Below are 23,242 nucleotides of genomic sequence, written 5' to 3'. Positions count from 1 at the left end.
CTTGCCCGGCGGCTGTCGCATATGACGTCGCCACTCGGGGCTGATCCGTCGACAGGCCTGCGAGGAGGCGCTGTGAACCCATCCCTGGGCGCTACTTTTGCCATCCCTGGCAAAAGACCTCCTCTTCGGCCTGTCCCCGGCGCCCCTCGTCAAAAGTGCTGCAGCAATTTTCAGCCGCGGGCCTGATCCAGCCAGCCCAGACCTTCACGGGTCGTCGTCTTGGGCTTGTACTCGCAGCCGATCCAGCCGTCGTAGCCCAGCCGGTCGAGATGGGCGAACAGGAACGGGTAGTGGATCTCGCCGGTGCCCGGCTCATGGCGACCCGGGTTATCGGCCAGCTGCACGTGAGCGATGCTATCCAGGTGTTTCTCGATGGTCGGCGCCAGATCGCCCTCCATGATCTGCATGTGATAGATGTCGTACTGAAGCTTGAGGTTGTTGCTGCCCACCTCGTCGAAGATCGCCAGGGCCTGCTCGGTGCGGTTGAGGAAGAAGCCCGGAATGTCGCGAGTGTTGATCGGTTCGGCCAGCAGCAGGATGCCGGCGGCTTCGAGCTTCTCCGCAGCGTAGCGCAGGTTCTCCACCAGGGTGCGCCGCGCCTGCTCCAGGCTCACGCCCTGGGGCTGGATACCGGCCAGGCAGTTGACCTGCTTGCAGCCAAGCACCGTGGCGTAGTCGATGGCCTTCTCCACGCCGGCACGAAACTCCTCGATCCGATCCGGGTGACAGGCGATACCACGCTCACCGGCGCCCCAGTCGCCAGCGGGCAGGTTGTGCAGTACCTGGGTCAGGCCATGCTCGTCGAGCCGCGCCTTGAGCTCGACGGCGGAATAGTCGTAGGGAAAGAGGTACTCGACGCCCTTGAAACCGGCCTCGGCGGCGGCCTTGAAGCGGTCGAGGAAATCCTCCTCGGTGAACAGCATGCTGAGGTTGGCGGCAAACTTGGGCATGGTTGTCTCCTTGGTTCGTGGCCAGGACTCGCGTGTCTGTCCGGGGCTGACCCGGCGACAGAACTGCGAGGAGGCGCTGTGAACCCTTCCCTGGGCGCTATCTTCGCCATCCATGGCGAAGAACCTCCTCTACGTCCTGTTCCCGGCGCCCCTCGGCGCGGCCTGCCAATCGATCGAAACGATGAGTTCTCGCAGCGTTTATTAAGTAAGCTGAGCAATCGAGGTGGGCGCATCCGCCCCCTCGTCGGCCAGCGCCTCGAACTCGTTGATGGCGTCGAGATCGGTCCCCATGGCGATGTTGGTCACCCGTTCGAGGATCACCTCCACCACCACCGGCACCCGGTATTGGGCCATCAGCTCGCGGGCCTCTTTCAGGGCGGGCACGATCTCGTCCGGCCGGGTGACGCGCAGGGCCTTGCAGCCGAGCCCCTCCACCACCGAGACGTGGTCGACGCCGTACTCGTTGATCTCCGGGCAGTTGACGTTCTCGAACGAGAGCTGCACGCAGTAGTCCATGTCGAAGCCGCGCTGGGCCTGGCGGATCAGCCCCAGGTAGGAGTTGTTCACCAGCACGTGGATGTAGGGCAGGTTGAACTGCGCCCCCACGGCCAGCTCTTCGATCATGAACTGGAAGTCGTAGTCGCCGGAGAGCGCCACCACTTCCGCACTGGGGTCGGCCTTGCACACGCCGAGCGCGGCGGGAATGGTCCAACCCAGCGGGCCGGCCTGGCCGCAGTTGATCCAGTGACGCGGCTTGTACACGTGCAGGAACTGAGCGCCGGCGATCTGCGACAGGCCGATGGTGCTGATATAGCGGGTGTTCCTGCCGAAGACCTTGTTCATCTCCTCGTAGACCCGCTGCGGCTTCACCGGCACCTCGTCGAAGTGGGTCTTGCGCAGCAGGGTGCGCTTGCGCTCCTGGCACGATTCGGCCCAGGCGCTGCGATCCTTGAGCGTGCCCGCCGCCTTCCTCTCGCGGGCCAGCTCGACGAACAGCTCGAGCGCCGCCTTGGCGTCGGAAACGATGCCGTAGTCGGGACCGAAGATGCGCCCGATCTGAGTCGGCTCGATGTCGACGTGAACGAATTTCCGTCCCTTGGTGTAGGTCTCGAGGTTGCCGGTGTGGCGGTTGGCCCAGCGGTTGCCGATACCCATCACAAAATCGGATTCGAGCAGCGTGGCGTTGCCATAACGGTGCGAGGTCTGCAGCCCGACCATGCCGGCCATCAGCGGGTGGTCGTCGGCAATGCTGCCCCAGCCCATCAGGGTGGGGATGACCGGCACACCGGTGAGCTCGGCGAACTCCTGGAGCAGCTCGCTGGCGTCGGCATTGATGATGCCGCCGCCGGCGACTATCAACGGCCGCTCGGCCTCGTCGAGCATGGCCATGGCCTTCTCCGCCTGAGCGCGGGAAGCGCGCGGCTTGTAGGCCGGCAGCGGCTCGTAGGTGTCCGGGTCGAACTCGATCTCGCTCATCTGTACGTCGATGGGCAGGTCGATCAGCACCGGGCCCGGGCGCGACGAACGCATCAGTTGGAAAGCCTGCTGGAAGGCGCGCGGCACCTGGGCCGGCTCGAGCACGGTGACGGCCCACTTGGTCACCGGCCCGGCGATGGCCTGGATGTCGACGGCCTGGAAGTCCTCCTTGTGCAGCCTGGAGCGAGGCGCCTGGCCGGTGATGCACAGGATCGGGATGGAGTCCGCGCTGGCCGAATAGAGTCCGGTGATCATGTCGGTACCGGCGGGGCCGGAGGTGCCGATGCAAACGCCGATGTTGCCGGCCTGAGTGCGGGTGTAGCCCTCGGCCATGTGCGAGGCGCCCTCGACGTGACGCGCCAGCACGTGATCGATACCGCCGACCTTGCGCAGGGCGGCGTAGAACGGATTGATGGCGGCGCCGGGCACGCCAAAGGCCACGTCGACGCCCTCCTTCCTGAGCACGTGAACGGCGGCTTCTGCTGCGGTCATTCGAGCCATGACGGTTCCTCCCGTGGGTGGCCTTGTTCTTGTGGAGAGTTGTTTTTGGAAAATATTTCTATATATCGAGATTAGAAGCCGCAACCCGCCTCGTCAACACATACTGGAAAATATTTTCATAAATTCATTTAGGCACAAAAAACCCAGGCCAAAACAGCAGCCTGGGTCATTCTTTCCCGTCGGGTCAGAGCGTGATGCGCAGCGCCAGCGGATGCTCGTCGCAGTTGTTGCCCTCACCGCCGCGATCCACCACCAAGAACTCCCCTTCGCGCTCCAGCACCGACTGGATCGCGTGCCAGGTGCCGGCGCGATAGTTCACGCCCTGGCGGCCGTCGGTGACGAAAGCGCGCACCTCGGCCGGGTCGATGCTGTCGCCCGGCGGCGCCACCACGATCACGAAGCGCTCCTCGTGCAGCGGCATGAAGGCCTGGCTGCCCTGGGGGTGACGTTCGAGGAAGTCGAGTTCCAGCGGGATCGACACCGGCTGACTGACGAAGATGCTGATCAGCGCCCTCGCCTGCTCGCCCAGAGTCTCGACCTTGGCCAGGTCGTGGTAGCGCCGGGTGCGTCCGGCATTGATGTGAAAGTAGTCCGCCGTGCGGGTGTCGATGACGTCACCGAAGGGCGCGAAGGCCTCAGGCGTCAGCGGCTCGGCTTTGAGTTCCAGCATATAGACTCCATTTCCCAGGCCTTGGATAAAACCTCGAATGGCGGAGCAAAGCAGCCATCCGAGCGAGAGGCGCCGGGGACAGGGTGGAGAGGGGGTCCGATGCCATGGATGGCATCGGTAGCGCCCAGGGATGGGTTCACAGCGCCCCCTCGAAACCCTGTCGCCGGATCAGCCTCGAGCGGCAACGTTACTGCAAGCCCCCTGTGTCTTAGCGAGTACCCAGCCGCAGCGCCGCGTGACGGTTCACGTCCTTATAGAGCAAATAGCGGAACGGCCCCGGCCCCCCGGCGTAGCATGCCTGCGGGCAGAAGGCGCGCAGCCACATGAAATCGCCCGCCTCAACCTCGACCCAGTCCTGGTTGAGATGGTAGACCGCCTTGCCCTCGAGCACGTAGAGGCCGTGCTCCATGACATGGGTCTCGTCGAAGGGGATCACCGCCCCGGGCTGGAAGGTGACGATGTTGACGTGCATGTCGTGGCGTACGTCGTTGGGATCGACGAAGCGGGTGGTGGCCCAGCGCCCCTCGGTGCCCGGCATGGGGTTGGGTTCGAGGTCGTTCTCGTTGACCACGAAGGCCTGCGGTACGTCGATGCCCTCGACGAATTCGTAGGCCTTGCGCACCCAGTGGAAGCGCACCGGCGCATCCGATTCGTTGCGCAGCTGCCAGTGGCAGCCCGGCGGCAGGAAGGCGTAGCCGCCCGGCACCAACTGGTGGCGCTCGCCGGCGATGGTCAGAGTCATCTCTCCTTCTACCACGAACAGCACACCCTCGGCGGCGGGGTCGAGCTCGGGCTTCTCGCTGCCACCACCCGACCCCACTTCCATGATGTACTGGGAGAAGGTCTCGGCGAAGCCAGAGAGCGGACGCGCCAGCACCCACAGCCGGGTCTGCTCCCAGAACGGCAGGTTGCTGGTCACGATGTCGCCCATCACGCCCTTGGGAATGAAGGCGTAGGCCTCGGTGAACACCGCCCGGTCGGAGAGCAACTGGGTCTGGGGCGGATGCCCGCCGTGGGGGGCGTAATAGGTGCGGTTGGTCATGAGCGGCTCCTCATAGGCGAAATCGGCCTAGGCATAGGCCAAAAAAACGTCCTTTCATGACTTGTGAAACTAACGTCTCACAAGTAACGTGTCTAGCAACTTTCGTTTCATTCGACGGCACAAGAGGGCTATCGGCATGTCCTTCCCCCATGCCCACCCGCCGAAGGTTGCAACGGCTCGCAGCGTCCCTGCTTCCGAATCAGGAAGAGAGTTCGTCCAACCCCTGGTAGAGCTCGCTGACTGCATCGATGCGCGCGCGCCCCTGGGCCAGCCGTTGGTGCAGCAGACCGTTGGCCAGCAGGCTGATCAGGCTCATGGCGCTGGCATAACTGTCGAAGGCCGAGATACTGTCCAGCGAACACTCCAGCCACCAGTCGGTCCGCTCGGCATGACTCGCCGCGGTGGCATCACCGATCAACAGCACCCGGCAGGGCAGTGTCGCGAGGGTCTCCACCAGCTCCTCGAACAATCGCGGACGCCGACGGAAACCAAACAGGATCACCAGATCCTCCGCACCCAAACCGACCAGTTCCTCAGCCAGGGACTGATTGGGCTGAGGCGCGAGGCTCACTTCTGCACGAGCCTGAATCAGTTGCTGGCGGAAATGCATGGCCAGGGGATAGCTGTTGCGAAACCCCACCAGCAGCAGCCGTCGCGCCTGGTCCATTGCCTGCAGGATCGCCTCGAAGGTATGCGGCTCGATGGCACCGAGCGTTCTACGCAGGTTCTCCTGCTCCCGTGCCAGATGACGCTTGAAACGTTCGCCGTCTCCGCTCGCCGCCTGAGCATCGGTGACCAGCGGCATTCCCAGATTGCGCAGCTGGCGAGCATGGTGCTTCACCGCCTGGAAGCTTTCGAAGCCAAGGCGCTTGAACAACCGGCTGACTGTCGATTTCGACACCCCGGTAACCCGCGCCAGATCGGCAGCGCTATATACCGCCAAGTCGTCGAAATGCTCGAGAATGAAGGCCGCAACACGCTGCTCCTGAGCGCTCAGCTCGGCATATTGGGCCGATATTCGCTGACCGATGTGAGGCGTCATGGCCGTCTGATGCGTCCGCAAAAAAGCTCTCCTCTAGCTCGGCCACAGCGCCGAGTGCGCGCCCTCAGGCGTCATTATTCTGTACCCACAATGAGCGGAAGGAATCGCCACCACACTCGGCCTTACCGTCTCCGCCATCTCCCCGCGACGCTCGCTTCTCGAAGCGAAGCAGCGCCGCATCACTATAGCGACATCATCAACAACAACGCGAGGTGCCCCCATGACGAAACCCACTCCCTCAAACAGCCCAACAGGAGCCCAAGGCTCCAGGCGGTCTCATTGGCAGATACCGCATATCTACGTCATTCTCTTCGTATTCATCGCCATGGCAGCCGTTGCGACCTATTTCGTGCCCGCCGGCCAGTACGAGAGAGTGCCCGGACCCGAAGGCCGCACCACCATCGACGCAGAATCGTTCCAATACGTCGAGCAGAACCCGACGAGCCTCGTCGATTTCATGCTGGCGATACCCAATGGCCTGATGAGTGCCGGTGAAGTGGTGTTCTTCACCTTCATGATCGGCGGCATGTTCATGGTGCTGCGCCGTACCGGCATTATCGAAATCGGCGTCGACAAACTCAGCCGACGCTTCGCCAATCAAAGCCTGTTGATGATTCCGGTCTTGATGACGGTCTTCGCTCTGGTCGCGACGATCATCGGTACCCAAGAGCTGGCCCTGGTTTACGTGCCAGTCATTCTGCCGTTGATGATTGCCCTGCGTTTCGATTCGGTAACCGCTGCGGCCGTCGCGCTCTGTGCCACCACCGCTGGGTTCGCTTCGGGTGTGCTCAATCCGATCAATACCGGGCTCGGTCAGCAGCTCTCCGACCTGCCGCTCTACTCCGGCTTCGGCCTGCGAGCGGCCGCCTTTGCCATCATCCTGGGCGCTGCCATCTACTTCGTCATGCGCTATGCGCGCCAGGTTCGCGACAATCCCGAAGCGAGCCTGATGGCAGGCGACGAAACGGAAGAGGAAAAGCGCTCGCTCTATCAACATGCCACCGATGAGGGAGCTCTGACCGCCAACGGTCGCCAGAAACTGGCGGCTCTCGCCACCTTCGCCTTCTTCGGTCTGCTGGTCTACGGCGTGCTGCGTCAGGGCTGGTTCATGATGGAGATGGCCGGACTGTTCATCATCATGGGTATCGTCGTCGGCCTCATCGCCGGCCTGAGCACCACGGCCATCAGCGAAGCCTTCAACAAGGGCTTCCGCGACGTTCTGGTGGGGGCCATGATTGCCGGCGTGGCCCGTGGCGTGGCCGTCGTGCTGGAAGATGGCCAGATCATGGATACCCTGGTCATGGGACTCGGCAGCCTGGTTGGCGAACTGCCGACCATGCTGTCGGCCATCGGCATGTACTTCGCACAGCTTGCCTTCAACTTCGTGGTGCCCTCGGGCAGCGGGCAGGCGCTGGTCACCATGCCCATCATGGCCCCTCTCTCCGATCTGATCGGCGTGACCCGCCAGACTGCAGTGCTGGCCTTCCAGCTCGGTGACGGCATGGGCAACATCCTCTATCCCACTTCCGGCTATTTCATGGCGACTCTCGCCATTGCCGGCGTTCCCTGGCAGAAGTGGGTGAAGTTCTTCTTCCCGCTGTTCTGTCTCTGGGTGGCAATCGCCATCGGCTTCCTGGCTTTCGCACAAGCCATCCAGTGGGCCGGCTGAGCCTCTTCGCTCTACCCACCCACTACCCTGCCAAGCCCTGTCCGACATTGTCGGGCAGGGTCTGGTCATGACAGCCGGCATCCTCACCGGAACCTCAGCATTCATGCCTCAGCGCTCGCCAGATGCTCAGCGCGTCGGCGCCGGATGATGCTCCACCCAATGCCGCGCGATGTCCACCCGACGGGTAACCCAGACCCGGTCATGGGCCTCGATATGATCGAGGAAGCGCTGCAGGGCGCGGAAGCGACCGGGGCGGCCGAGCAGCCGGCAGTGCATGCCCACCGAGAGCATCTTGGGCGACTCCTCGCCCTCCGCGTAGAGCACGTCGAAGGCGTCGCGCAGGTAGGTGAAGAAGTGATCGGCGGTGTTGAAGCCCTGGGGTGCGGCGAAGCGCATGTCGTTGCTGTCCAGGGTGTAGGGCACGATCAGATGGTCGTGCTCGACGCCCTGGCTGTCGGCTTCACGGGTCCAGAATGGCAGATCGTCTCCGTAATAGTCGCTGTCGTAGAGGAAGCCGCCCTCGTCGAGGACCAGCCGCCGAGTATTGGGGCTGTCGCGGCCGGTGTACCAGCCTTGGGGCTTCTCACCGTAGAGGCGTTGGAAGATCTCCATGGCGCGCTGCAGATGCTCGCGCTCGACGTGCTCGGGCATCTCTTGATAGTGAATCCAGCGGTAGCCATGACAGGCGATCTCGTGGCCCAGCTCCTTGAACGCCTGCGCCACCTCCGGGTGACGCTCCAGGGCCATGGCCACGCCGAATACCGTGAGCGGCAAGCCGCGCCGTTCGAACTCCCGCAGGATGCGCCACACGCCGGCCCGTGAGCCGTACTCGTAGATCGACTCCATGCTCAGGTGACGATCGGGATAGGCGGCCGCGCCGATGATCTCGGAGAGAAACTGCTCGGAGCCGGCATCGCCATGCAGCACGCAGTTCTCGCCGCCCTCTTCGTAGTTGAGCACGAACTGCACGGCGATCTTCGCCCGCCCCGGCCAGTTGGCATGGGGTGGGTTACGGCCGTAGCCGATCAGGTCACGGGGGTAATCAATGCTCATCTAGCACCTTCCTCTTTGTTCTGTGTCGCGCAGTTCTATGCCGCTATTCGAATACGGGCCAGGCGGCGTCGCGAGCAAAATGTATACAGGATAGAAAATAGACTGTATCCAGCAGTGTTGCAACCAAGCATACCGGCCCTCGCAGGCTAGCGCGATGCCCTCGAGTCCAGGGCCGGCAGCGACGGCGCTTCGCGCCAGCAGGCATTGTTCGGGGGTTGGCTTGGTCGGACGCCACCACCATATTTTTGTATACAAAAATCATTCAACTGACAAGTCCACATCATGCGCTTCGAGCCCCCCGGCTATCCGCTTGCTCGATACCGAGACAAACCGCAGGCGAAGCTGGAAAAATTCATTATGTACACAATACAAGTCAAATTCGGTACCCAAATTCTCAGGGCTCTTCGCTCTCTTAGACCTATGTATAACAGTCAAGCTATCCGACACTCCTGATCGATTGACCGCCAACCCATTGAGATAAAACAAAAAATCCTCGCATTCTTTGAGGGTGACAAATTTCTTGCGCTGAAGAGTCGCAGCACCTATTTTGTGTACAAAGCTATTTTTTATTGTTCACAAAGAGAGAGACCGCATGCGACTTCGCGTCATCAACCCCAACACCACGGCTGCCATGACCCGAAAGATCGGCGAAGCGGCACAGCGGATCGCCGCTCCCGGCACGACCGTCGTCGCCACTCAGCCCGCCGACGGGCCGGTATCCATCGAGAGTCATTTCGATGAGGCGATCAGCGCCGTGGGCGTGCTGGAAGAGGTGCTGGCGGGAGAGCAGGAAGGTACCGATGCCTATGTGATCGCCTGTTTCGGCGATCCGGGCCTACTGGCGGCTCGTGAGCTGACCCGCGCCCCGGTGATCGGCATCGCCGAGGCGGCCTTCCATGCCGCCAGCCTGATCAGCACCCGATTCTCGGTCGTCACCACCCTGTCGCGTACCGGCATCATCGCCGAGCACCTGCTGGAGCAGTACGGCTTTCGCCATCACTGCCGCCGGGTGCGTGCCGCCGAGATACCGGTGCTCGATCTGGAGGAGGATGGCTCGGCGGCTCTGGGTCGCATCATCGACGAGTGCCGCCGCGCCCGCGACGAGGATGGCATCGGTGCCATCGTGCTGGGCTGCGGCGGCATGGCCGACCTGACCCAGCGCATTTCCCAGGAAGTCGGGCTGCCGGTGGTCGAAGGCGTCACGGCTGCCGTGAAGCTGGCCGAGGCGCTCGTTGGGCTGGGCCTCGGCACCAGCAAGCACGGCGACCTGGCCTTCCCGCGCCCCAAACCCTTCACCGGCCGCTTTGAAAGTTATTCGCAGCTCTCCAACGACCGCTGAAACGCATCACGACTACTCATCACAACTACGCCTAAGGACTACGCCTAAGGACTACGCATCACCGCACGCACCGCACCTTGAGCACGTCACGCCAAGCCCGCTGGCAGCATTGGACACAAACACAACAGAGCCATGACCTGCGAGGATAGACCCATGCAAAACAACAACCCGCACAGCACGGCGGCCGCTCCCGCCACTGCCCCGGCACCGCCCACTGCCGGAACGACCGCCGGGGCCACCAAGGCCCCGGGGGCCGAATCGCTCGCCCCTCAGCAAACCCGCATCATGGGACGGACCTCCTACTTTCTGGCCTGGTTCGGCGGCTGTGTCTCCATCGGCACCTTCGCCATGGGCTCCAGCGTGGTCGGCACGCTGAACCTGATCCAGGCGACTCTGGCCATCGCCATCGGCTGCTTCGTGATCGGTATCGCGCTGGCCATCAATGGCGCCGCCGGCTACAAGTACGGCATTCCCTTCATGGTTCAGGCCCGCAGTGCGTTCGGCTTCGCCGGCACGCGCATTCCCGGCCTGGTGCGCGCGGTGCCGGCGGTGGTGTGGTACGGCTTCCAGAGCTGGATCGGCGCCGGCGCCCTGAACATGGTGTCGGCCACCCTGTTCGGCTTCGACAACCTGATCTTCTACTTCATCGCCTTCCAGTTCCTGCAGATCGGCCTGTCGGTGATGGGCTTCCAGGGCATCAAGTGGCTAGAGAACATCGGCAGCGTGTTCATTCTCGCCTCGCTGACCTACATGTTCTACGCCACGGTGCAGCGCTACGGCGACGAGCTCTCGGCCAACCTGCTGACCATGGAAGGCTCGTGGGGCATGCCGTTCTGGGGTGCCACCATGCTGTTCCTAGGCATCTACAGCACCATGATGCTCAACGTCAGCGACTATTCGCGGGAGCACAAGCACGGTACCCGCCCCAGCATCCTGACCACCATCTATGCCATGTCGATCCTGCCCTGCACCCTGTTCATGGGCCTGATCGGCTACATGGTCTCCGAGGCCACCGGCACCGCCGACCCCATCCAGGTGTTCGCCAACGCGGTGGACAACACCCCGCTGCTGATGACCACGCTGCTGTTCATCGCCTTCGCTCAGGTCACCACCAACGTACTCAACAACGTGGTACCGCCGACCTACGTGCTGATGGACGTGTTCAAGCTCAAGTTCGCCACCTCCACGGTGATCGTCGGCCTGCTGGCCTTCGCCACCTTCCCCTGGAAGCTGGTGCAGCCCGAATCCGCCGCCGGCCTGCAGCTCTTCGTGCAGACCTACTCCGCCTTCCTCGGCCCGATCTTCGCCATCCTGGTGGTGGACTACTACCTGATCCGCCGCCGCACACTGGATCTCGGCAAGCTGTATGACGAGACTGGCCCCTATCAGGGCGTCAACTACGCCGCGCTCATCGCCACCCTGGTGGGTATCGCCGCCGCCCTCACCTTCTCCGCCGTCTCCTGGTACGCCAGCCTGATCCCGGCCGGCCTGACCTACTACCTGCTGATGAAGCACTGGGCGCCCTGCCAGCGCTTCCGCCAGTGAAGCATCGGCAAGATAGCTGGCCGGCAAGGTAATGGCCCACTACCAGAAAAAAGTGGGATCGACCCGGCAAGCGGTCTCACGCTGGCCACAACGCAAGCCGCCGGACGCCCTTGGGCGTCCGGCGGCTTGGTTATCCGGCATGTGTCGCGTCGATATCAGCGTCGGCCGAAAAGGTTGCGCTGCACCTCCAGCAGGTGCTCTTCCAGCAAGCCCCTCGCCGTGTCTTCGTCGCGGTCGCGCAGCGCGGCCACGATGGCGCGATGCTGCATCTCGTAGCGCTCACGCCGCTCCGGCGTCAGCGAGATCCGCTTGAGCCGCCCCCACTCCCCCTCTTCACGCACCACGTTGGTCAGCTCCAGGATACGCAGGAAGAAGTTGTTGTGCGTGGCTTCGGCAAAGGCCTGGTGCAAGGCGCCATCCCAGTGCTCGAACTCCTCGATGCTGCCGGCCGCCTCGGAGCGCACCAGGCACTCTTCCATTCGCTCGAAGTCGGCGGCCGTGGCGAAACGCACGATGAGCGAAACCATCTGCGGTTCGATCAGCAGGCGGGCGTCCATCAGCTGAGCCGGGCTGACCTGCCCAGCCATGCCGCCCGGCTCGGCCAAGCCGGGAGCTTTGGTCGCAGAGCCGGGCTGCGCTTCCCCTTCCGCCACGAAGGTACCGCTCCCCACCACCTGAGTGATCAACCCCAGGGACTTGAAGTGGCCCAGCACTCTGCGTACCGCGCCGCGTGAAGCCCCGAAGCGCTCGCTCAGTTCACGCTCGGTAGGCAAGCGGTGACCGGGGGGAAAACGTCCGCTGGCGATCTCCGCTTGTACATAGCGTGCCAGGGCTCGGGCGCCATCGGAGCGGATGCCGCTCTCGGCCAGGGACTCCTGGAAATCGCTGTCATCGGCGGTACTCACGGGCCTATCGGTCACTTGGCTTCCTTTTCACATCAACCATTACGGGTCCAATTCCTGCTGAATCTAGTCCATTTGGTACATCATGGCAAAACTTGGGCCTGGCACAGTACTTAAAACATCCTGAAAACGCCCTTGAAAGAGTACCAATTGCCTTCTAGGCTCGTTCATTACGGAACCAAACTAGAACCAAGGAGAGCCAATTCACATGAAATTCGCCACTCTGCGGCCGGCGGCCGGCCAGCCCACTCTCGTCGCCCTGATCGACGCCACGGGCCAGCGCTACTGGTCGTTGAGCGCACTGCTTCCCGGTTTTCAGGGCGACATGCAGCAGCTGATTCGCGACTGGTCCGAGCTGGGCGACCGCATCGCCCCCAAGGGCGAAGGCCAGCCTCTCGACGGTACACGCCTCGAAGCTCCGCTTCACCCGCATCGCAACATGTTCTGCGTCGGCAAGAACTACTTCGAGCATGCCGAGGAGTTCAGCAGCTCCGGCTACGACAGCAGTACCACCGCCGACGACGTGGTACCCAAGCACCCCATCGTCTTCACCAAGGCCTGGAACACCCTGATCGCCCATGGCGATGAGATTCCACGCCATGCCGGGGTCACCGAGCAGCTCGACTACGAGGCGGAGTTCGCCGTCATCATCGGCAAGGGCGGCCGCGGCATCAAGAAGGCCGACGCTTACGATCACGTCTGGGGTTACACCATCGCCAACGACGTCACCGCCCGCGATCTGCAGCAGCGCCACAAGCAGTGGCACCTCGGCAAGTCGCTCGATGGCCTTTGCCCCATGGGGCCGTGGCTCGTCACTGCCAACGAGATGGACCGCGACGCCGCCACGATCAAGTGCTGGGTCAATGGCGAACTGCGTCAGGACGCTCGCCTCGACCAGCTGATCTTCGACGTGCCGACGCTGATCGAGACCATCTCGGCCGGCATCGCGCTCGAGCCCGGCGACGTGATCCTGACCGGCACGCCGGTGGGCGTCGGCATCGGCTTCACCCCGCCCAGATTCCTGCAGACCGGCGACGTCGTGCGTATCGAGGTCGCAGGCCTGGGCATACTGGAAAACCGGGTCGGTCCCTGACCGGCCTGAACGCGTCGATCCCAGGTTCATAGCGCGCGCATCGCGCGCCACAACAATACCAGGAGCACGCCATGATCCTTCCCGATATTCCACTCAAGTCCCTCTCCGCCGCCGTGCTGGTCGCTGCCGGGGGAATCGCCGCGGCTCCCGCCATGGCCGATGACTTCTACGCCGGCAAGACCATCGAGATGGTGGTGCCGTTCGGCGAGGGCGGCGCCACCTACGTGGCGGCCAAGTTCCTCGAACCCTTCCTCGAGAAGCATCTGCCGGGCAACCCGCAGGTCAACGTACGCACCCGCCCCGGCGGCGGTTCGATCCTCGGGGCCAACTGGTTCCAGCAGAATGCCGAGCCCGACGGCGAGACGATCCTGTTCACCACCTCTTCCACCTCGAACCCCTACGTGCTGGGCATGGAAGAGGTGGAGTACGACCTGGCCGCGATGAGACCGGCCTACAGCCTGCCCTTCGGCGCCGTGATCTACGTCTCGCCGCGCACCGGCATCGAGACGCCGGCCGACCTGCACTCGCCGGACATGCCGCTGATCTACGGCGGTATCGCCGCTGCCGCCAGCGACCTGCCCGTGCTGCTGGCCTTCGAGTTGCTCGACCTCGACCTGCGCGCGGTGCTCGGCTTCGACGGCCGCGGTCCGGCCCGCCTGGCCTTCGAGCGCGGGGAAACCAACATCGACTTCCAGTTCACCCCGGCCTACATGTCGCAGGTGGTGGACATGGTCGAAGCGGGCTCCGCGGTGCCGATCATGACCGGCGGCTCGGTGGGCGACGACGGCGTGCTGAGCGCCCGCGATCTGGCCTTCCCCGACTACCCCTCGGTCTACGAAGTCTACGAGGAGCTTCACGGCGAGCCGCCTTCCGGCGTGGAGTGGGACGCCTTCCAGGCCATCGGCGCCACCACCTTCAACTTCGGCCTCACCGCCTATCTGCCGGAAGGCACGCCGGACGAGGTCATCGAGATCTTCGAGGAGACCATCGCGGCGATCAACGACGACCCGGAGTACCAGGAGCAGAGCCAGGATGCCATCGGCGGCTACGACCTGCTGCCGGCATCGGCGGTCACCGATTCGCTGAGCGAGGCCCTGCAACCCTCCGATGAAGTGCGCGACTACCTGCGCACCCTGCTCAACGAGAAGTACGACGTCGAGCTGTAGGCTCGCAACCGATGCGGCCAGCCCTCGGCGGCTGGCCGCATTCGATGATCCCGCATAGGAATCGCAACGTGCTCGAGAATATCGTTTCGGCTCTGGACATCCTGTTCCAGCCCGCGCGGCTGCTGGCGCTCTTCGCCGGCATGCTGGCCGGGATGGTCTTCGGCATGCTGCCGGGGCTGGGTGGCGTGGCCGCCGTTTCCATCCTGCTGCCGTTCATCTACCTGATGGACGGCTACGCCGGCCTGGCCATGCTGCTCGGCGCCATTTCGGTGATCTACACCTCGGACACCATCACCTCGGTGCTGCTCGGCGCACCCGGCTCCCCGGCCTCGGCGCCCACCGCCATCGAGGGGCACGCGCTGGCCAAGCAGGGCAAGGCAGCGCTGGCGCTCGGGGTCGGCTTCCTGGCCTCCATGGTCGGCGGGCTGTTCGGCGCACTGATTCTCTCCGTCGCCATTCCCATAGCCGGCCCGCTGGTGCTTGCCCTGGGCACGCCGGAGCTGTTCATGTTCGCCCTGGTAGGGCTGTGCTTCGCCGCCAGCATGGTCGGCAGGGACATCACCCTGGGGCTGGCTGCCGCCTGCTTCGGCATTCTGCTGGGCGTGGTCGGCGCCGCACCGGCGGCCGCCAACTACCGCTTCATCTTCGGTCAGTCCTACCTGATGGATGGCCTGTCGCTACCCATCGTGGCGCTGGGGCTGTTCGCCGTGGCCGAGCTGATCAGCATGGTCGCCTCGGGTGGCGGCATCGCCGGCAAGCCCATGGCCCTGGGCAAGTGGGGCGAGAGCTTTCGCGAGTTCTGGCGTAACCGCTGGCTGGTCTGTCGTGCTTCGGTGATCGGCATCTTCGGCGGCTTCGTCCCGGCGGTGGGCGCCAGCGCCTCCACCTGGATCGCCTACGGCCACGCCATGAGTACTACCAAGGACAAGCGACGCTTCGGCAAGGGCGAGATTCGCGGCGTGGCCAGCGCCGAAGGAGCCAACAACGCCACGGTGATCTCGGACCTGGTGCCCACCATGCTGTTCAGCGTGCCGGGTGGGCCCGCTGCAGCCATCTTCCTCGGCGCGCTGTTCTCGTTCGGCTTCTATCCCGGCCCGCGTATGGTCAGCGAATCGCCAGACCTGATGTACATGATCGTGTGGAGCGTGGCGCTGGCCTCGGTACTGGGGGCCGCCATCTGCTTCGCCGTGACGCCCTACATCGCCCGGCTGACCCGGGTTAACTTCGCCCTGATCGCCGCCCCGCTGCTGTTGATCATGGTGGCCGGCGCCTACCAGGGCACCCAGACCTTCGGCGACATTCTCGCCCTGCTGATACTCGGCGTGCTCGGCTGGTTGATGAAGAATGCCGGCATTCCGCGGGCACCCGTGCTGGTCGGCTTCGTGCTGGCCACGCCCATGGAGCAGTACTTCTGGTTGACCACCCAGATCCACGGCTTCACCTGGCTGACTCGTCCCGGGGTACTGATCATCGCCTCGCTGATCGCCATTCCCCTGGTGCTGAACGCGGTGCGCTGGCTGCGCCGGCGCCGCACCGCCGCGCCTTGGACGGAAACCGCCGTACCCGGCGAGGAACAGCCGAACCACGACAGCGGCATCGTGCTGTTCACTGCACTGCTGATGGTAGCGGCCTTCGGCTATGCGCTGGTGGAGATGCTCGGCTTTCGCCCCAACGCCCGGCTGATGCCGAGTCTGGGCATCGTGCCCGGTCTGCTGTTGAGCCTCTACATACTGGGCCGTCAGCTGTTCCGCATTCACCGCCAGGGACGCGTCGCCAACCTCGCCAGCCGTCGCGAGTTCCCGATCCTGGGCGGCATCCTGAGCTATGGCCTGGCCATGTGGCTGATCGGCTTCAATCTTGCCACGCCGCTGCTGCTGGGCTGGCTGCTGCTCGGCTGCGCGCGGATGCGCTGGTACGCCGCCCTGCTCTACGGGCTGGCGGTGTACGCCATCGCCCAGGGCATGTTCACGCTGATGCGCCTGACGCCACCGCGGGGCACGCTGTTGGACCTGCCCATGCCATGGTGACGAGCCATCAGCTCGCCGTCTCCCCGAGCCGCCAGCAGGCCGCGCGATGGCCGCTGCCCAGCTCACTCATGCCGGGCAGGGCCTGGGTGCATGTCGCGTCGGCATGGGGGCAGCGCGGGGCGAAGGCACAGCCGGGCGGCGGCGCCGACATGTCCGGCGGCGCCCCGGGAATGGCGCTGAGACGCTGCCCACGCAGCTCGCCGGAGGCGCGCGAGTGCATCAGACCCAGGGTATAGGGGTGGCGCGGCTGGGCGATGACGGTGTCGACGGCGCCGGTTTCCACCAGCCGCCCGGCGTACATCACGGCAATGCGATCCGATATCTCGTTGGCCACGCCCATGTCGTGGGTCACGAAGATCACCGACATACCCAGCTCCCGCTGCAGCTCCCGAAGCAGCAGCAGGATCTGGATCTGTACCGTGGCATCCAGCGCGGTGGTCGGCTCGTCGGCCAGCAGCAGCTTGGGCCGGCACGACAGGGCCAGGGCGATCATCGCCCGCTGGCTCATGCCGCCTGAGAGTTCGTGAGGGTAGTTGGCCAGCCGCCGCTTGGCCGAGGGGATGCGCACCCGGTCGAACAGCTCCAGGGCACGTGCCAGCCCCTCGCGCCGGCTCACGCCTTCATGACGACACACGGTCTCGGCGATCTGATCGCCCACGCTGAACACCGGGTCGAAGGCCAGCATCGGCTCCTGGAAGATCATCGCCGCCGTGCGACCGCGAAAGCGGGACAGCTCACGCCGCGACATGGCCAGCACGTCCTGACCGTCGACGCGAACGCTCCCCGTCAGGCGCGTCTTGCGCTCCGGCAGCAGGCGCATGAGGCTGCGCAGCGTGACGCTCTTGCCCGAGCCGCTCTCGCCCAGAATGGTCAGCACTTCGCCGCGAGCCAGGGTCAGGTCGACCCCGTTGACCGCCTGCACCTGACGCCGGGGCGTGCCGAAGTGCACGTGCAGGTCACGAATCTCAACCAGGAGCTCGGCGGGTGCTGCCATCGGCGCCTGAACGGCCGTGCGGGTCATCACATCGGATTTCATCGAACGCTCTCCTCGACGCTGGGCTGCGGGTTCGACACCTCGGCTTGAACCTCGCCGGCCCGGTGGCAGGCCGACAGGTGCCCGCCGCCCGGCAGCGCCGCAAGCTCGGGCTCGCTGGCACGGCAAAGGTCCACGGCCAGGGGGCAGCGCGGACAGAACCGACAGCCCGGCGGCAGGTCGATGGGATTGGGTGGGTCGCCGGCCAGCGGCGCCGTTTGGGTGCGCCGCCCAGGTTCCAGCGACGGCATGGCCGACATCAGCGCCCGGGTGTAGGGATGGGCCGGGGCGCGGTAGAGAGCCTCGCTGTCACCCACCTCGGCCACCTTGCCCAGATACATCACCATGACCCGGTCGCTGATGTAGCGCACCACGTTGAGGTCGTGGGAGATGAACAGGTAGGTCAGCCCGTACTCCTGCTTGAGATCGCCGAGCAGATTGAGCACCTGGGCCTCCACCGACTTGTCCAGCGCCGATACCGCCTCGTCGAGAATCAGCAGGCGCGGCTCGAGCGCCAGCGCCCGGGCGATGTTGACCCGCTGCCGCTGGCCGCCGGAGAGCTCATGGGGGTAACGCTGCGCGAAGCGCTCCGGCAGCAGGCCTACCTGATCGAGCAGCCGTCGGGCGCGCTGGCGCGACTCACGCCGCCCGACGCCGTGCACCTGCGGGCCGAAGGCAATCGACTCCTCGATGGTCATGCGCGGGTTGAGCGAGGCGTAGGAGTTCTGGAACACCATCTGCATCTGGCGGCGCATCTCGCGCAGCGACAGGCCGCCCCGCGTGCCGACCGGGTCGCCGTCGAAGATCACCTCGCCGCCATCCGGCTGCAGCAGATGCATCAGCAGGCGCGCGGTGGTCGACTTGCCGCAGCCCGACTCGCCGACGATACCGAGGGTCTCGCCCTTGCGCACCTCGAAGTCGATGCCGTCCACCGCATGCACACGGCTCAGCGGCCGCCCCAGCAGGTCCCGCTTGATCACGAAGTGCTTGCGCAGCCCCTTGACCCGCAACAGCGGCTGGGCCTTGCCGCCGCGGTCGCGGGGATCGCTCGTCACCATCGGCGTGACATTCATGCTGTCGTCTTTCCTGGCTTGGTGACTCATAGCTTGACGTCCATGGCAGAGCGCAGCCCGTCGCTGAGCATGTTGAAGCAGATCGACACGGTGAAGATCATCATGCCGGGCAGCACCGTCACCCACGGATTGACGTAGATCGCATCGCGCATGGTGTTGAGCATCAGCCCCCACTCCGGCATCGGCGGGCGCGCACCGAGACCGAGGAAGGAGAGCCCCGAGGCAAGGATCATGCTGACGCTGATCAGCGAGGTCGCGTAGACGAAGATCGGCCCCAGCACGTTGCCCAGCACGTGACGCCGAATGATGGTCAGGCTGCGTGCGCCGCTGGCTCGCGCCGCTTCGATGTAGTCGACGTTGCGCACCTGGGTGGTCACGCTCTCGGCGACCCGGGCGATGGGCGGGATGAACACCACCGTGAGCGAGAACAGCGAGTTGACCAGCCCAGCCCCCAGGGCGCCGGCCAGGGCGATGGCCAGCAGCACGGCGGGAAAGGCGTAGAACACGTCGATCACGCGCATGATCACGGTATTGGTACGCCCACCGACGAAGCCGGCGACGATGCCGATGGCGCTGCCGATGACGAAGGCGTTGATCACCGGCATCACGCCGATCAGCAGCGACAGCCGCGCGCCGTGAATCAAGCGCGACAGCACGTCACGCCCCAGCTCGTCGCTGCCCAGCGGGAATCCCGGCGAGCCGATGGGCTGGAGGCGGCTCAGCATGCTGGTGCTGTAAGGACTCTGCGGAGCGAGCCAGGGGGCGAAGATCGCCATCAGCACGATGGCCAGCAGTATCAGGCCGGCGATCATGGCCACCGGGTCGCGCCGCAGGCGGGCGAATACGCTGCGCCAGTAGCCTTGCTCCGCGGGCGGTGCCGCCATGGGCGACACGGCGGTATCGAGAGTGAGCGACATGGGCGTGTCTCCTTGCGATCAGCTGCGCTGAATGCGCGGGTCCAGCCTGGCCTGGGCCAGATCGACGATGAGGTTGAGCAGCACGAAGAACAGCGCCAGCACCAGGATGGTCCCCTGTAGGATCGGCAGGTCGCGCTGAAAGATGGCGTTGTTGAGCAGAAGCCCCGTGCCCGGCCAGGAGAACACCGTCTCCACCAGGATCGAGCCGCCGAGCAGGTAACCCAGCTGCAGCCCCATCACCGCCAGCGCCGTGGGCGCCACGTTCTTGACCACGTGCAGGAACACGCGCTTCTCGGCCAGCCCCTTGGCCCGCAGCGCCTCGACGAACTCATGGGCCAGGATCTCGGCCACCATGGCACGCACGGTGCGGGTCACCACCCCCATGGGGATCACCGACAGGGTCACGGCCGGCAGGATCAAATGGCGCAGGTAGGCCCACTCGAAGGCCCAGTCGTTCGAGCTTCCCGGCCCCGCCCCGGAGGAGGGCAGCCAATTGAGCTCCACCGAGAACACGATCACCAGCAGCATGCCCAGCCAGTAATGGGGCACGCTGACCCCGCCCACGGCAAAACCGGTGACGAGACGGTCGAGCAGCGAACCCTGCCAGTAGCCGGCCAACAGGCCGAAGGTGCACCCCAGGGTGAAGCCGATCAGCGAGGCCGCCAGGGCCAGCAGCAGGGTGTTCTTGAGCGCGGCGAACACCTCCGTGGTAACCGCCCGCCCGTTGGCCGCCGACAGCCCCAGGTCGCCCTGCAACGCACGACTCACCCACAGGGCAAACTGCTCGGGCAGCGGACGATCGAAGCCGTAGGCGCGCTCCACCATGGCCACCACCTCACGCGGGGCATCGGCCGACACCACCGCATCCATGGGATCGCCAGGCGAAAGGTGCACCAGCGAGAAGCAGAAGAAGCTCACCGCCAGGGTGATCGGCACCACATAGAGAATGCGCTTGAGGAAATAGGTACTCATCTTGCCTCCAGGCCGGCGGCGGCAGGCAAACTCTCACCTGCCGCGCTACGACTCACTCCTCGATGTAAACCGGGGTCAGGTCCTGGAACCAGTTCTTGGCCTGGACGAAGCCCTTGACCCGCGGCTGCATGGCGCGGGGGCCCACGTCATGGGCCACCCACAGCCAGGCGGCGTCGTCGACCATGCGGGTGTGGAACTCGGCCAGGATGGCATCCTGCGCCTCCTGATCGAAGGTCACCCGTGCCTCATCGAGTAGGCGGTCGTACTCGGGGTCGTCCATGTAGCCCCAGTTGAAGCCGTTGGGCGGCGCCATGCTCGAATGCATGAAGCGATAGAAGGCGGCGAACGGATCGAGCCAGCCGAAGGTGATGTTGGTGGCATGGGCGCCGCGGCTGCTCGGGTCTTCCGCGCCGCGCCGCCAGTTGGGGAACAGCGACTCCCAGTCGAGCACCTCGAAGTCGAGGGCGATGCCGACCTCGGCCAGGTTCTGCTGGATGTACTCGTTCATGGCCAGGGGCTGCATCTGGCCGGAACCGGAGGTGGAGATCAGCACCTTGATCTCAACCGGGTTGTCCGGGCCATAGCCGCTCTCCGCCAGCAGGCGCATGGCCTCCTCCGGGTCGTAGCGGGTCTCGAACTCGGGCTCGCCGTACCAGGGGTGATCCGGCGTGACGATACCCGCCGCGGGCACCATCAGACCGCCCAGCAGGGCCTCGAGCCCTTCCCGGTCCACCGCCAGGTTGGCCGCCTTGCGCACGTTGATGTCACGCCACGGGCTGCCCTCGAGCATGGAGAACTGGTAGGGCCAGGTGTGCGGATAGGGGTTGCTGGTGATGGTCATGCCCCGGGATTGCATGCGCGGAATCGCGTCGGGTGCCGGGGTCTCGATCCAGTCCACCTGGTCCGACAGCAGCGCCGAGGTGCGGGTGCTCGACTCGGGCATGGGGATCAGCTCGATACGCTCGATGCGCGGTACGCGGTCGGCGTCCCAGTAATCGGCGTTGGGTTCGAGCACGGCCCGCTCCCGCGGCACCAGACGCGTCAACCGGAACGGCCCGGTACCGGAAGGCTCGCGGGCGAAGGCATCCCAGTCGCCACCGAGCGCCTCCCACTGCGCCGGGCTCGAGAACAGCAGGAAGGTGAGCTGATACGGGAACCAGGCGTCCGGCTCCCGCGTGGTGAAGCGGATGGTATGGTCGTCGACTTTCTCGTACTGGTCCATGGCCGGAATTCGGCCGCGCACGTTGCCCGCCTGACGAGCATCGAACTGCGGCGAGTCCTCATCGTAGACCTTGTCGAGGTTCCAGATCGCAGCGTCGGCGTTCCACTCGCTGCCATCATGGAAACTCACTCCCTGGCGCAGGGTGAAGGTCCACACCCTCGTATCCTCCTCGTCGACCTCCCAGGACTCGGCCAGGCCGGGGGTCAAGCCGCTGATCTCATCGGCAGACGAAAGATCCCAGTTGATGAGCGCGTCGTAGACCGTATAGCCCAGGAAGCGATAACCCTCGAAGCCGCTATCGGGCTGGCCGGTGGTCAACGGAATGTCCGAGGCGGTCATGGCGATGCGCAGCACCTGACCGTCGGCCATGGCCGACATGGAGAGTACCGTCAGACTGACGGTGACCGCTGCCGCACGGCGAGCCTGGCGCAGGGCTGCTGCGATTTTTTTGTATACCATTTTTCACGCTCCCCCTCTTCTTGGTCGAAATGCCGGGCATCGTCGATGCTCAGCTCCTCCTGACCAATGCAATTACGAGGCCAAAGGAAGCGATATTCGCGCAAGAATGCGAAGAGACGCGTGAATAAAAAATACAAGCTACTGAAATTTAGTATACAAACATGGTGATGGAAATTTTCCGCTCGTTCGGGAGAACACGGCAAAACACCGTGCTGCGATCAAGCACGGTGCTGACAGGCAAGGAATGAGAGCATAGGAGCGCACCGAGTCGGTGCAGGCAAAATAACGAGACGCACCGGCAACGTGCATCAAAGATTGAATATCTGGTGCAGGTCGGGTGCCTCCTGCTCCTCCTCGACGATGGACAGCGAGGCCGCGATGGCCTTCAAGTGGCGTCCCATGAAGGCAGTAGCCCGCTCGCCATCGCCCGCTTCGAGAAAGCCGATGAGATCGTCGTGGTCGTGGGACTCGCAGCCCAGGTGCCCCGAGCTGCCGTAGACGGCGAGAATCAAGGAAGAGCGCGAGCATAGCTGGCCGACGAAGGCCGCCAGGGTGGCATTGCCCGACAGCTGGGCCAGACGCTCGTGGAAGGCGGCGGAGAGCTTGATCGCGCGGCTCTGCTCGCCCGACTTGAGCGCCTCGCGCTCACGCCGGGCCATGTCGCGCAGTTCGCGCACGTCGTCGGGTTTGATGCGACGGGCGACCTCCGGCATCAGACCGCACTCCACCATCTGACGGGCATCGAACACGTCCTTGGCTTCCTCGGCGGTGGGCCGGGTGACGCTGGCACCGCGACGTGGCGTGAGGGTCACCAGCTGCTCCAGGGCCAGGCGCTGGAGAATCTTGCGCACTCCGGTACGGCTGATGCCGAACACCTCGGCCAGGGCATCCTCGCGCAGGCGCGCTCCGGGCTTCAGGCGGTGCTCGATGATGGCATCGCTGATGGTGCGATAGATCGCCTCGTGGCGCTCCGCCCCGTCGCCGTTCTTGCCCAGGCGCCGAGGTTTGGCCCCGCCCGGCTCGCCGGCATCGGTCACGCCCTGCCGCTGGTTCATGATCACCCTCCTCGCAGCCCATTCTTGGTTGCCATT

At 64.7% G+C, this 23,242-nt stretch carries 19 protein-coding genes; 6 read left to right on the top strand and 13 right to left on the bottom strand.

Going from position 1 to position 23,242, the window contains the following annotated elements; genetic code table 11:
* Nucleotides 1-170 precede the first annotated feature (170 nt).
* From hyi to HOP59_RS15110, 5 genes are all read right to left on the bottom strand, one after another.
* Nucleotides 171-950 carry a hydroxypyruvate isomerase gene (hyi, locus tag HOP59_RS15130; protein WP_010627007.1) on the bottom strand — a complete coding sequence of 260 codons (780 nt, stop codon included), beginning with the start codon at nucleotides 948-950 and terminating at the stop codon, nucleotides 171-173.
* Between the two features lie 201 nt (nucleotides 951-1,151).
* Entirely contained in the window at nucleotides 1,152-2,927 is a 1,776-nt protein-coding gene (gcl, locus tag HOP59_RS15125; RefSeq protein ID WP_234254506.1) for a glyoxylate carboligase, read from the bottom strand.
* A 184-nt stretch (nucleotides 2,928-3,111) separates the two neighbouring features.
* Nucleotides 3,112-3,597 carry an ureidoglycolate lyase gene (locus HOP59_RS15120; protein WP_010627005.1) on the bottom strand — a complete coding sequence of 162 codons (486 nt, stop codon included), beginning with the start codon at nucleotides 3,595-3,597 and terminating at the stop codon, nucleotides 3,112-3,114.
* A gap of 208 nt (nucleotides 3,598-3,805) precedes the next feature.
* Nucleotides 3,806-4,639 carry a bifunctional allantoicase/(S)-ureidoglycine aminohydrolase gene (locus tag HOP59_RS15115; protein WP_234254505.1) on the bottom strand — a complete coding sequence of 278 codons (834 nt, stop codon included), beginning with the start codon at nucleotides 4,637-4,639 and terminating at the stop codon, nucleotides 3,806-3,808.
* Between the two features lie 199 nt (nucleotides 4,640-4,838).
* Nucleotides 4,839-5,681 (bottom strand): MurR/RpiR family transcriptional regulator, encoded by an 843-nt coding sequence (locus tag HOP59_RS15110; RefSeq protein ID WP_026037945.1) that lies wholly within the window; start codon nucleotides 5,679-5,681, stop codon nucleotides 4,839-4,841.
* Nucleotides 5,682-5,901: 220 nt separating this feature from the next.
* On the opposite strand from HOP59_RS15110, the gene HOP59_RS15105 reads away from it, so the two are divergent.
* The gene (locus HOP59_RS15105; protein ID WP_026037944.1) at nucleotides 5,902-7,350 is read left to right on the top strand and encodes a YfcC family protein; all 1,449 of its coding nucleotides are present in this window, start codon (nucleotides 5,902-5,904) and stop codon (nucleotides 7,348-7,350) included.
* A gap of 126 nt (nucleotides 7,351-7,476) precedes the next feature.
* Here HOP59_RS15105 and puuE read toward each other — a convergent pair whose 3' ends face one another.
* Nucleotides 7,477-8,403 carry an allantoinase PuuE gene (gene puuE / locus HOP59_RS15100; protein ID WP_010627001.1) on the bottom strand — a complete coding sequence of 309 codons (927 nt, stop codon included), beginning with the start codon at nucleotides 8,401-8,403 and terminating at the stop codon, nucleotides 7,477-7,479.
* Between the two features lie 592 nt (nucleotides 8,404-8,995).
* Between puuE and HOP59_RS15095 the strand changes: the two genes are divergently transcribed.
* Together HOP59_RS15095 and HOP59_RS15090 are read left to right on the top strand one after the other, a co-directional pair.
* Nucleotides 8,996-9,742: an aspartate/glutamate racemase family protein gene (locus HOP59_RS15095; protein ID WP_234254504.1), complete on the top strand. Its 747-nt coding sequence runs from the start codon at nucleotides 8,996-8,998 to the stop codon at nucleotides 9,740-9,742.
* A 153-nt stretch (nucleotides 9,743-9,895) separates the two neighbouring features.
* Nucleotides 9,896-11,287: an NCS1 family transporter gene (locus HOP59_RS15090; RefSeq protein ID WP_234254503.1), complete on the top strand. Its 1,392-nt coding sequence runs from the start codon at nucleotides 9,896-9,898 to the stop codon at nucleotides 11,285-11,287.
* A gap of 155 nt (nucleotides 11,288-11,442) precedes the next feature.
* Here the strand turns inward: HOP59_RS15090 and HOP59_RS15085 are convergent, their stop codons facing one another.
* A complete protein-coding gene (locus HOP59_RS15085; protein ID WP_202949066.1) occupies nucleotides 11,443-12,207 on the bottom strand; it encodes a FadR/GntR family transcriptional regulator in 765 nt (254 codons plus the stop codon).
* A 190-nt stretch (nucleotides 12,208-12,397) separates the two neighbouring features.
* Between HOP59_RS15085 and HOP59_RS15080 the strand changes: the two genes are divergently transcribed.
* The 3 genes from HOP59_RS15080 to HOP59_RS15070 all read left to right on the top strand — a co-directional run bounded on the left by HOP59_RS15080 (nucleotide 12,398) and on the right by HOP59_RS15070 (nucleotide 16,475).
* Nucleotides 12,398-13,282, top strand: a complete 885-nt coding sequence (locus HOP59_RS15080; protein ID WP_010626997.1) for a fumarylacetoacetate hydrolase family protein — start codon at nucleotides 12,398-12,400, stop codon at nucleotides 13,280-13,282.
* Nucleotides 13,283-13,353: 71 nt separating this feature from the next.
* The gene (locus HOP59_RS15075; RefSeq protein ID WP_234254502.1) at nucleotides 13,354-14,448 is read left to right on the top strand and encodes a Bug family tripartite tricarboxylate transporter substrate binding protein; all 1,095 of its coding nucleotides are present in this window, start codon (nucleotides 13,354-13,356) and stop codon (nucleotides 14,446-14,448) included.
* A 68-nt stretch (nucleotides 14,449-14,516) separates the two neighbouring features.
* The gene (locus tag HOP59_RS15070) at nucleotides 14,517-16,475 is read left to right on the top strand and encodes a tripartite tricarboxylate transporter permease (RefSeq protein ID WP_234254501.1); all 1,959 of its coding nucleotides are present in this window, start codon (nucleotides 14,517-14,519) and stop codon (nucleotides 16,473-16,475) included.
* 7 nt (nucleotides 16,476-16,482) lie between these two features.
* On the opposite strand, the gene HOP59_RS15065 is transcribed toward HOP59_RS15070, so the two are convergent.
* The 6 genes from HOP59_RS15065 to HOP59_RS15040 all read right to left on the bottom strand — a co-directional run bounded on the left by HOP59_RS15065 (nucleotide 16,483) and on the right by HOP59_RS15040 (nucleotide 23,206).
* Nucleotides 16,483-17,511 (bottom strand): ABC transporter ATP-binding protein, encoded by a 1,029-nt coding sequence (locus HOP59_RS15065; protein WP_234254500.1) that lies wholly within the window; start codon nucleotides 17,509-17,511, stop codon nucleotides 16,483-16,485.
* Nucleotides 17,508-18,581 carry an ABC transporter ATP-binding protein gene (locus HOP59_RS15060; RefSeq protein WP_234254499.1) on the bottom strand — a complete coding sequence of 358 codons (1,074 nt, stop codon included), beginning with the start codon at nucleotides 18,579-18,581 and terminating at the stop codon, nucleotides 17,508-17,510. The genes HOP59_RS15065 and HOP59_RS15060 overlap by 4 nt, the downstream gene beginning before the upstream one ends.
* A 26-nt stretch (nucleotides 18,582-18,607) precedes the next feature.
* Entirely contained in the window at nucleotides 18,608-19,498 is an 891-nt protein-coding gene (locus HOP59_RS15055) for an ABC transporter permease (RefSeq protein WP_234254498.1), read from the bottom strand.
* Nucleotides 19,499-19,516: 18 nt separating this feature from the next.
* On the bottom strand, nucleotides 19,517-20,470 hold the full coding sequence (locus HOP59_RS15050; protein WP_010626991.1) for an ABC transporter permease: 954 nt from the start codon (nucleotides 20,468-20,470) through the stop codon (nucleotides 19,517-19,519).
* A 52-nt stretch (nucleotides 20,471-20,522) separates the two neighbouring features.
* Nucleotides 20,523-22,151 (bottom strand): ABC transporter substrate-binding protein, encoded by a 1,629-nt coding sequence (locus HOP59_RS15045; protein WP_234254497.1) that lies wholly within the window; start codon nucleotides 22,149-22,151, stop codon nucleotides 20,523-20,525.
* A 308-nt stretch (nucleotides 22,152-22,459) separates the two neighbouring features.
* The gene (locus HOP59_RS15040) at nucleotides 22,460-23,206 is read right to left on the bottom strand and encodes a GntR family transcriptional regulator (protein ID WP_010626989.1); all 747 of its coding nucleotides are present in this window, start codon (nucleotides 23,204-23,206) and stop codon (nucleotides 22,460-22,462) included.
* Between the last annotated feature and the right edge of the window lie 36 nt (nucleotides 23,207-23,242).

The organism is Billgrantia aerodenitrificans (assembly GCF_021404405.1).
Classification (GTDB): Bacteria; Pseudomonadota; Gammaproteobacteria; order Pseudomonadales; family Halomonadaceae; genus Halomonas; species Halomonas aerodenitrificans.
The sequence above is the reverse complement of the archived record's forward strand: the minus strand, read 5'-3'. Positions and strand labels throughout refer to the sequence as shown.

Excerpts from the sequence above, each read along its gene's own strand:
- HOP59_RS15065 (WP_234254500.1), bottom strand. The coding sequence starts at position 17,511 with ATGAAATCCGATGTGATGACCCGCACGGCCGTTCAGGCGCCGATGGCA.
- gcl (WP_234254506.1), bottom strand. The coding sequence starts at position 2,927 with ATGGCTCGAATGACCGCAGCAGAAGCCGCCGTTCACGTGCTCAGGAAG.
- HOP59_RS15050 (WP_010626991.1), bottom strand. The coding sequence starts at position 20,470 with ATGAGTACCTATTTCCTCAAGCGCATTCTCTATGTGGTGCCGATCACC.
- hyi (WP_010627007.1), bottom strand. The coding sequence starts at position 950 with ATGCCCAAGTTTGCCGCCAACCTCAGCATGCTGTTCACCGAGGAGGAT.
- HOP59_RS15095 (WP_234254504.1), top strand. The coding sequence starts at position 8,996 with ATGCGACTTCGCGTCATCAACCCCAACACCACGGCTGCCATGACCCGA.
- HOP59_RS15040 (WP_010626989.1), bottom strand. The coding sequence starts at position 23,206 with ATGAACCAGCGGCAGGGCGTGACCGATGCCGGCGAGCCGGGCGGGGCC.
- HOP59_RS15075 (WP_234254502.1), top strand. The coding sequence starts at position 13,354 with ATGATCCTTCCCGATATTCCACTCAAGTCCCTCTCCGCCGCCGTGCTG.
- HOP59_RS15080 (WP_010626997.1), top strand. The coding sequence starts at position 12,398 with ATGAAATTCGCCACTCTGCGGCCGGCGGCCGGCCAGCCCACTCTCGTC.
- HOP59_RS15055 (WP_234254498.1), bottom strand. The coding sequence starts at position 19,498 with ATGTCGCTCACTCTCGATACCGCCGTGTCGCCCATGGCGGCACCGCCC.
- HOP59_RS15090 (WP_234254503.1), top strand. The coding sequence starts at position 9,896 with ATGCAAAACAACAACCCGCACAGCACGGCGGCCGCTCCCGCCACTGCC.
- HOP59_RS15110 (WP_026037945.1), bottom strand. The coding sequence starts at position 5,681 with ATGACGCCTCACATCGGTCAGCGAATATCGGCCCAATATGCCGAGCTG.
- HOP59_RS15105 (WP_026037944.1), top strand. The coding sequence starts at position 5,902 with ATGACGAAACCCACTCCCTCAAACAGCCCAACAGGAGCCCAAGGCTCC.
- HOP59_RS15060 (WP_234254499.1), bottom strand. The coding sequence starts at position 18,581 with ATGAATGTCACGCCGATGGTGACGAGCGATCCCCGCGACCGCGGCGGC.
- HOP59_RS15120 (WP_010627005.1), bottom strand. The coding sequence starts at position 3,597 with ATGCTGGAACTCAAAGCCGAGCCGCTGACGCCTGAGGCCTTCGCGCCC.
- HOP59_RS15045 (WP_234254497.1), bottom strand. The coding sequence starts at position 22,151 with ATGGTATACAAAAAAATCGCAGCAGCCCTGCGCCAGGCTCGCCGTGCG.
- HOP59_RS15115 (WP_234254505.1), bottom strand. The coding sequence starts at position 4,639 with ATGACCAACCGCACCTATTACGCCCCCCACGGCGGGCATCCGCCCCAG.
- puuE (WP_010627001.1), bottom strand. The coding sequence starts at position 8,403 with ATGAGCATTGATTACCCCCGTGACCTGATCGGCTACGGCCGTAACCCA.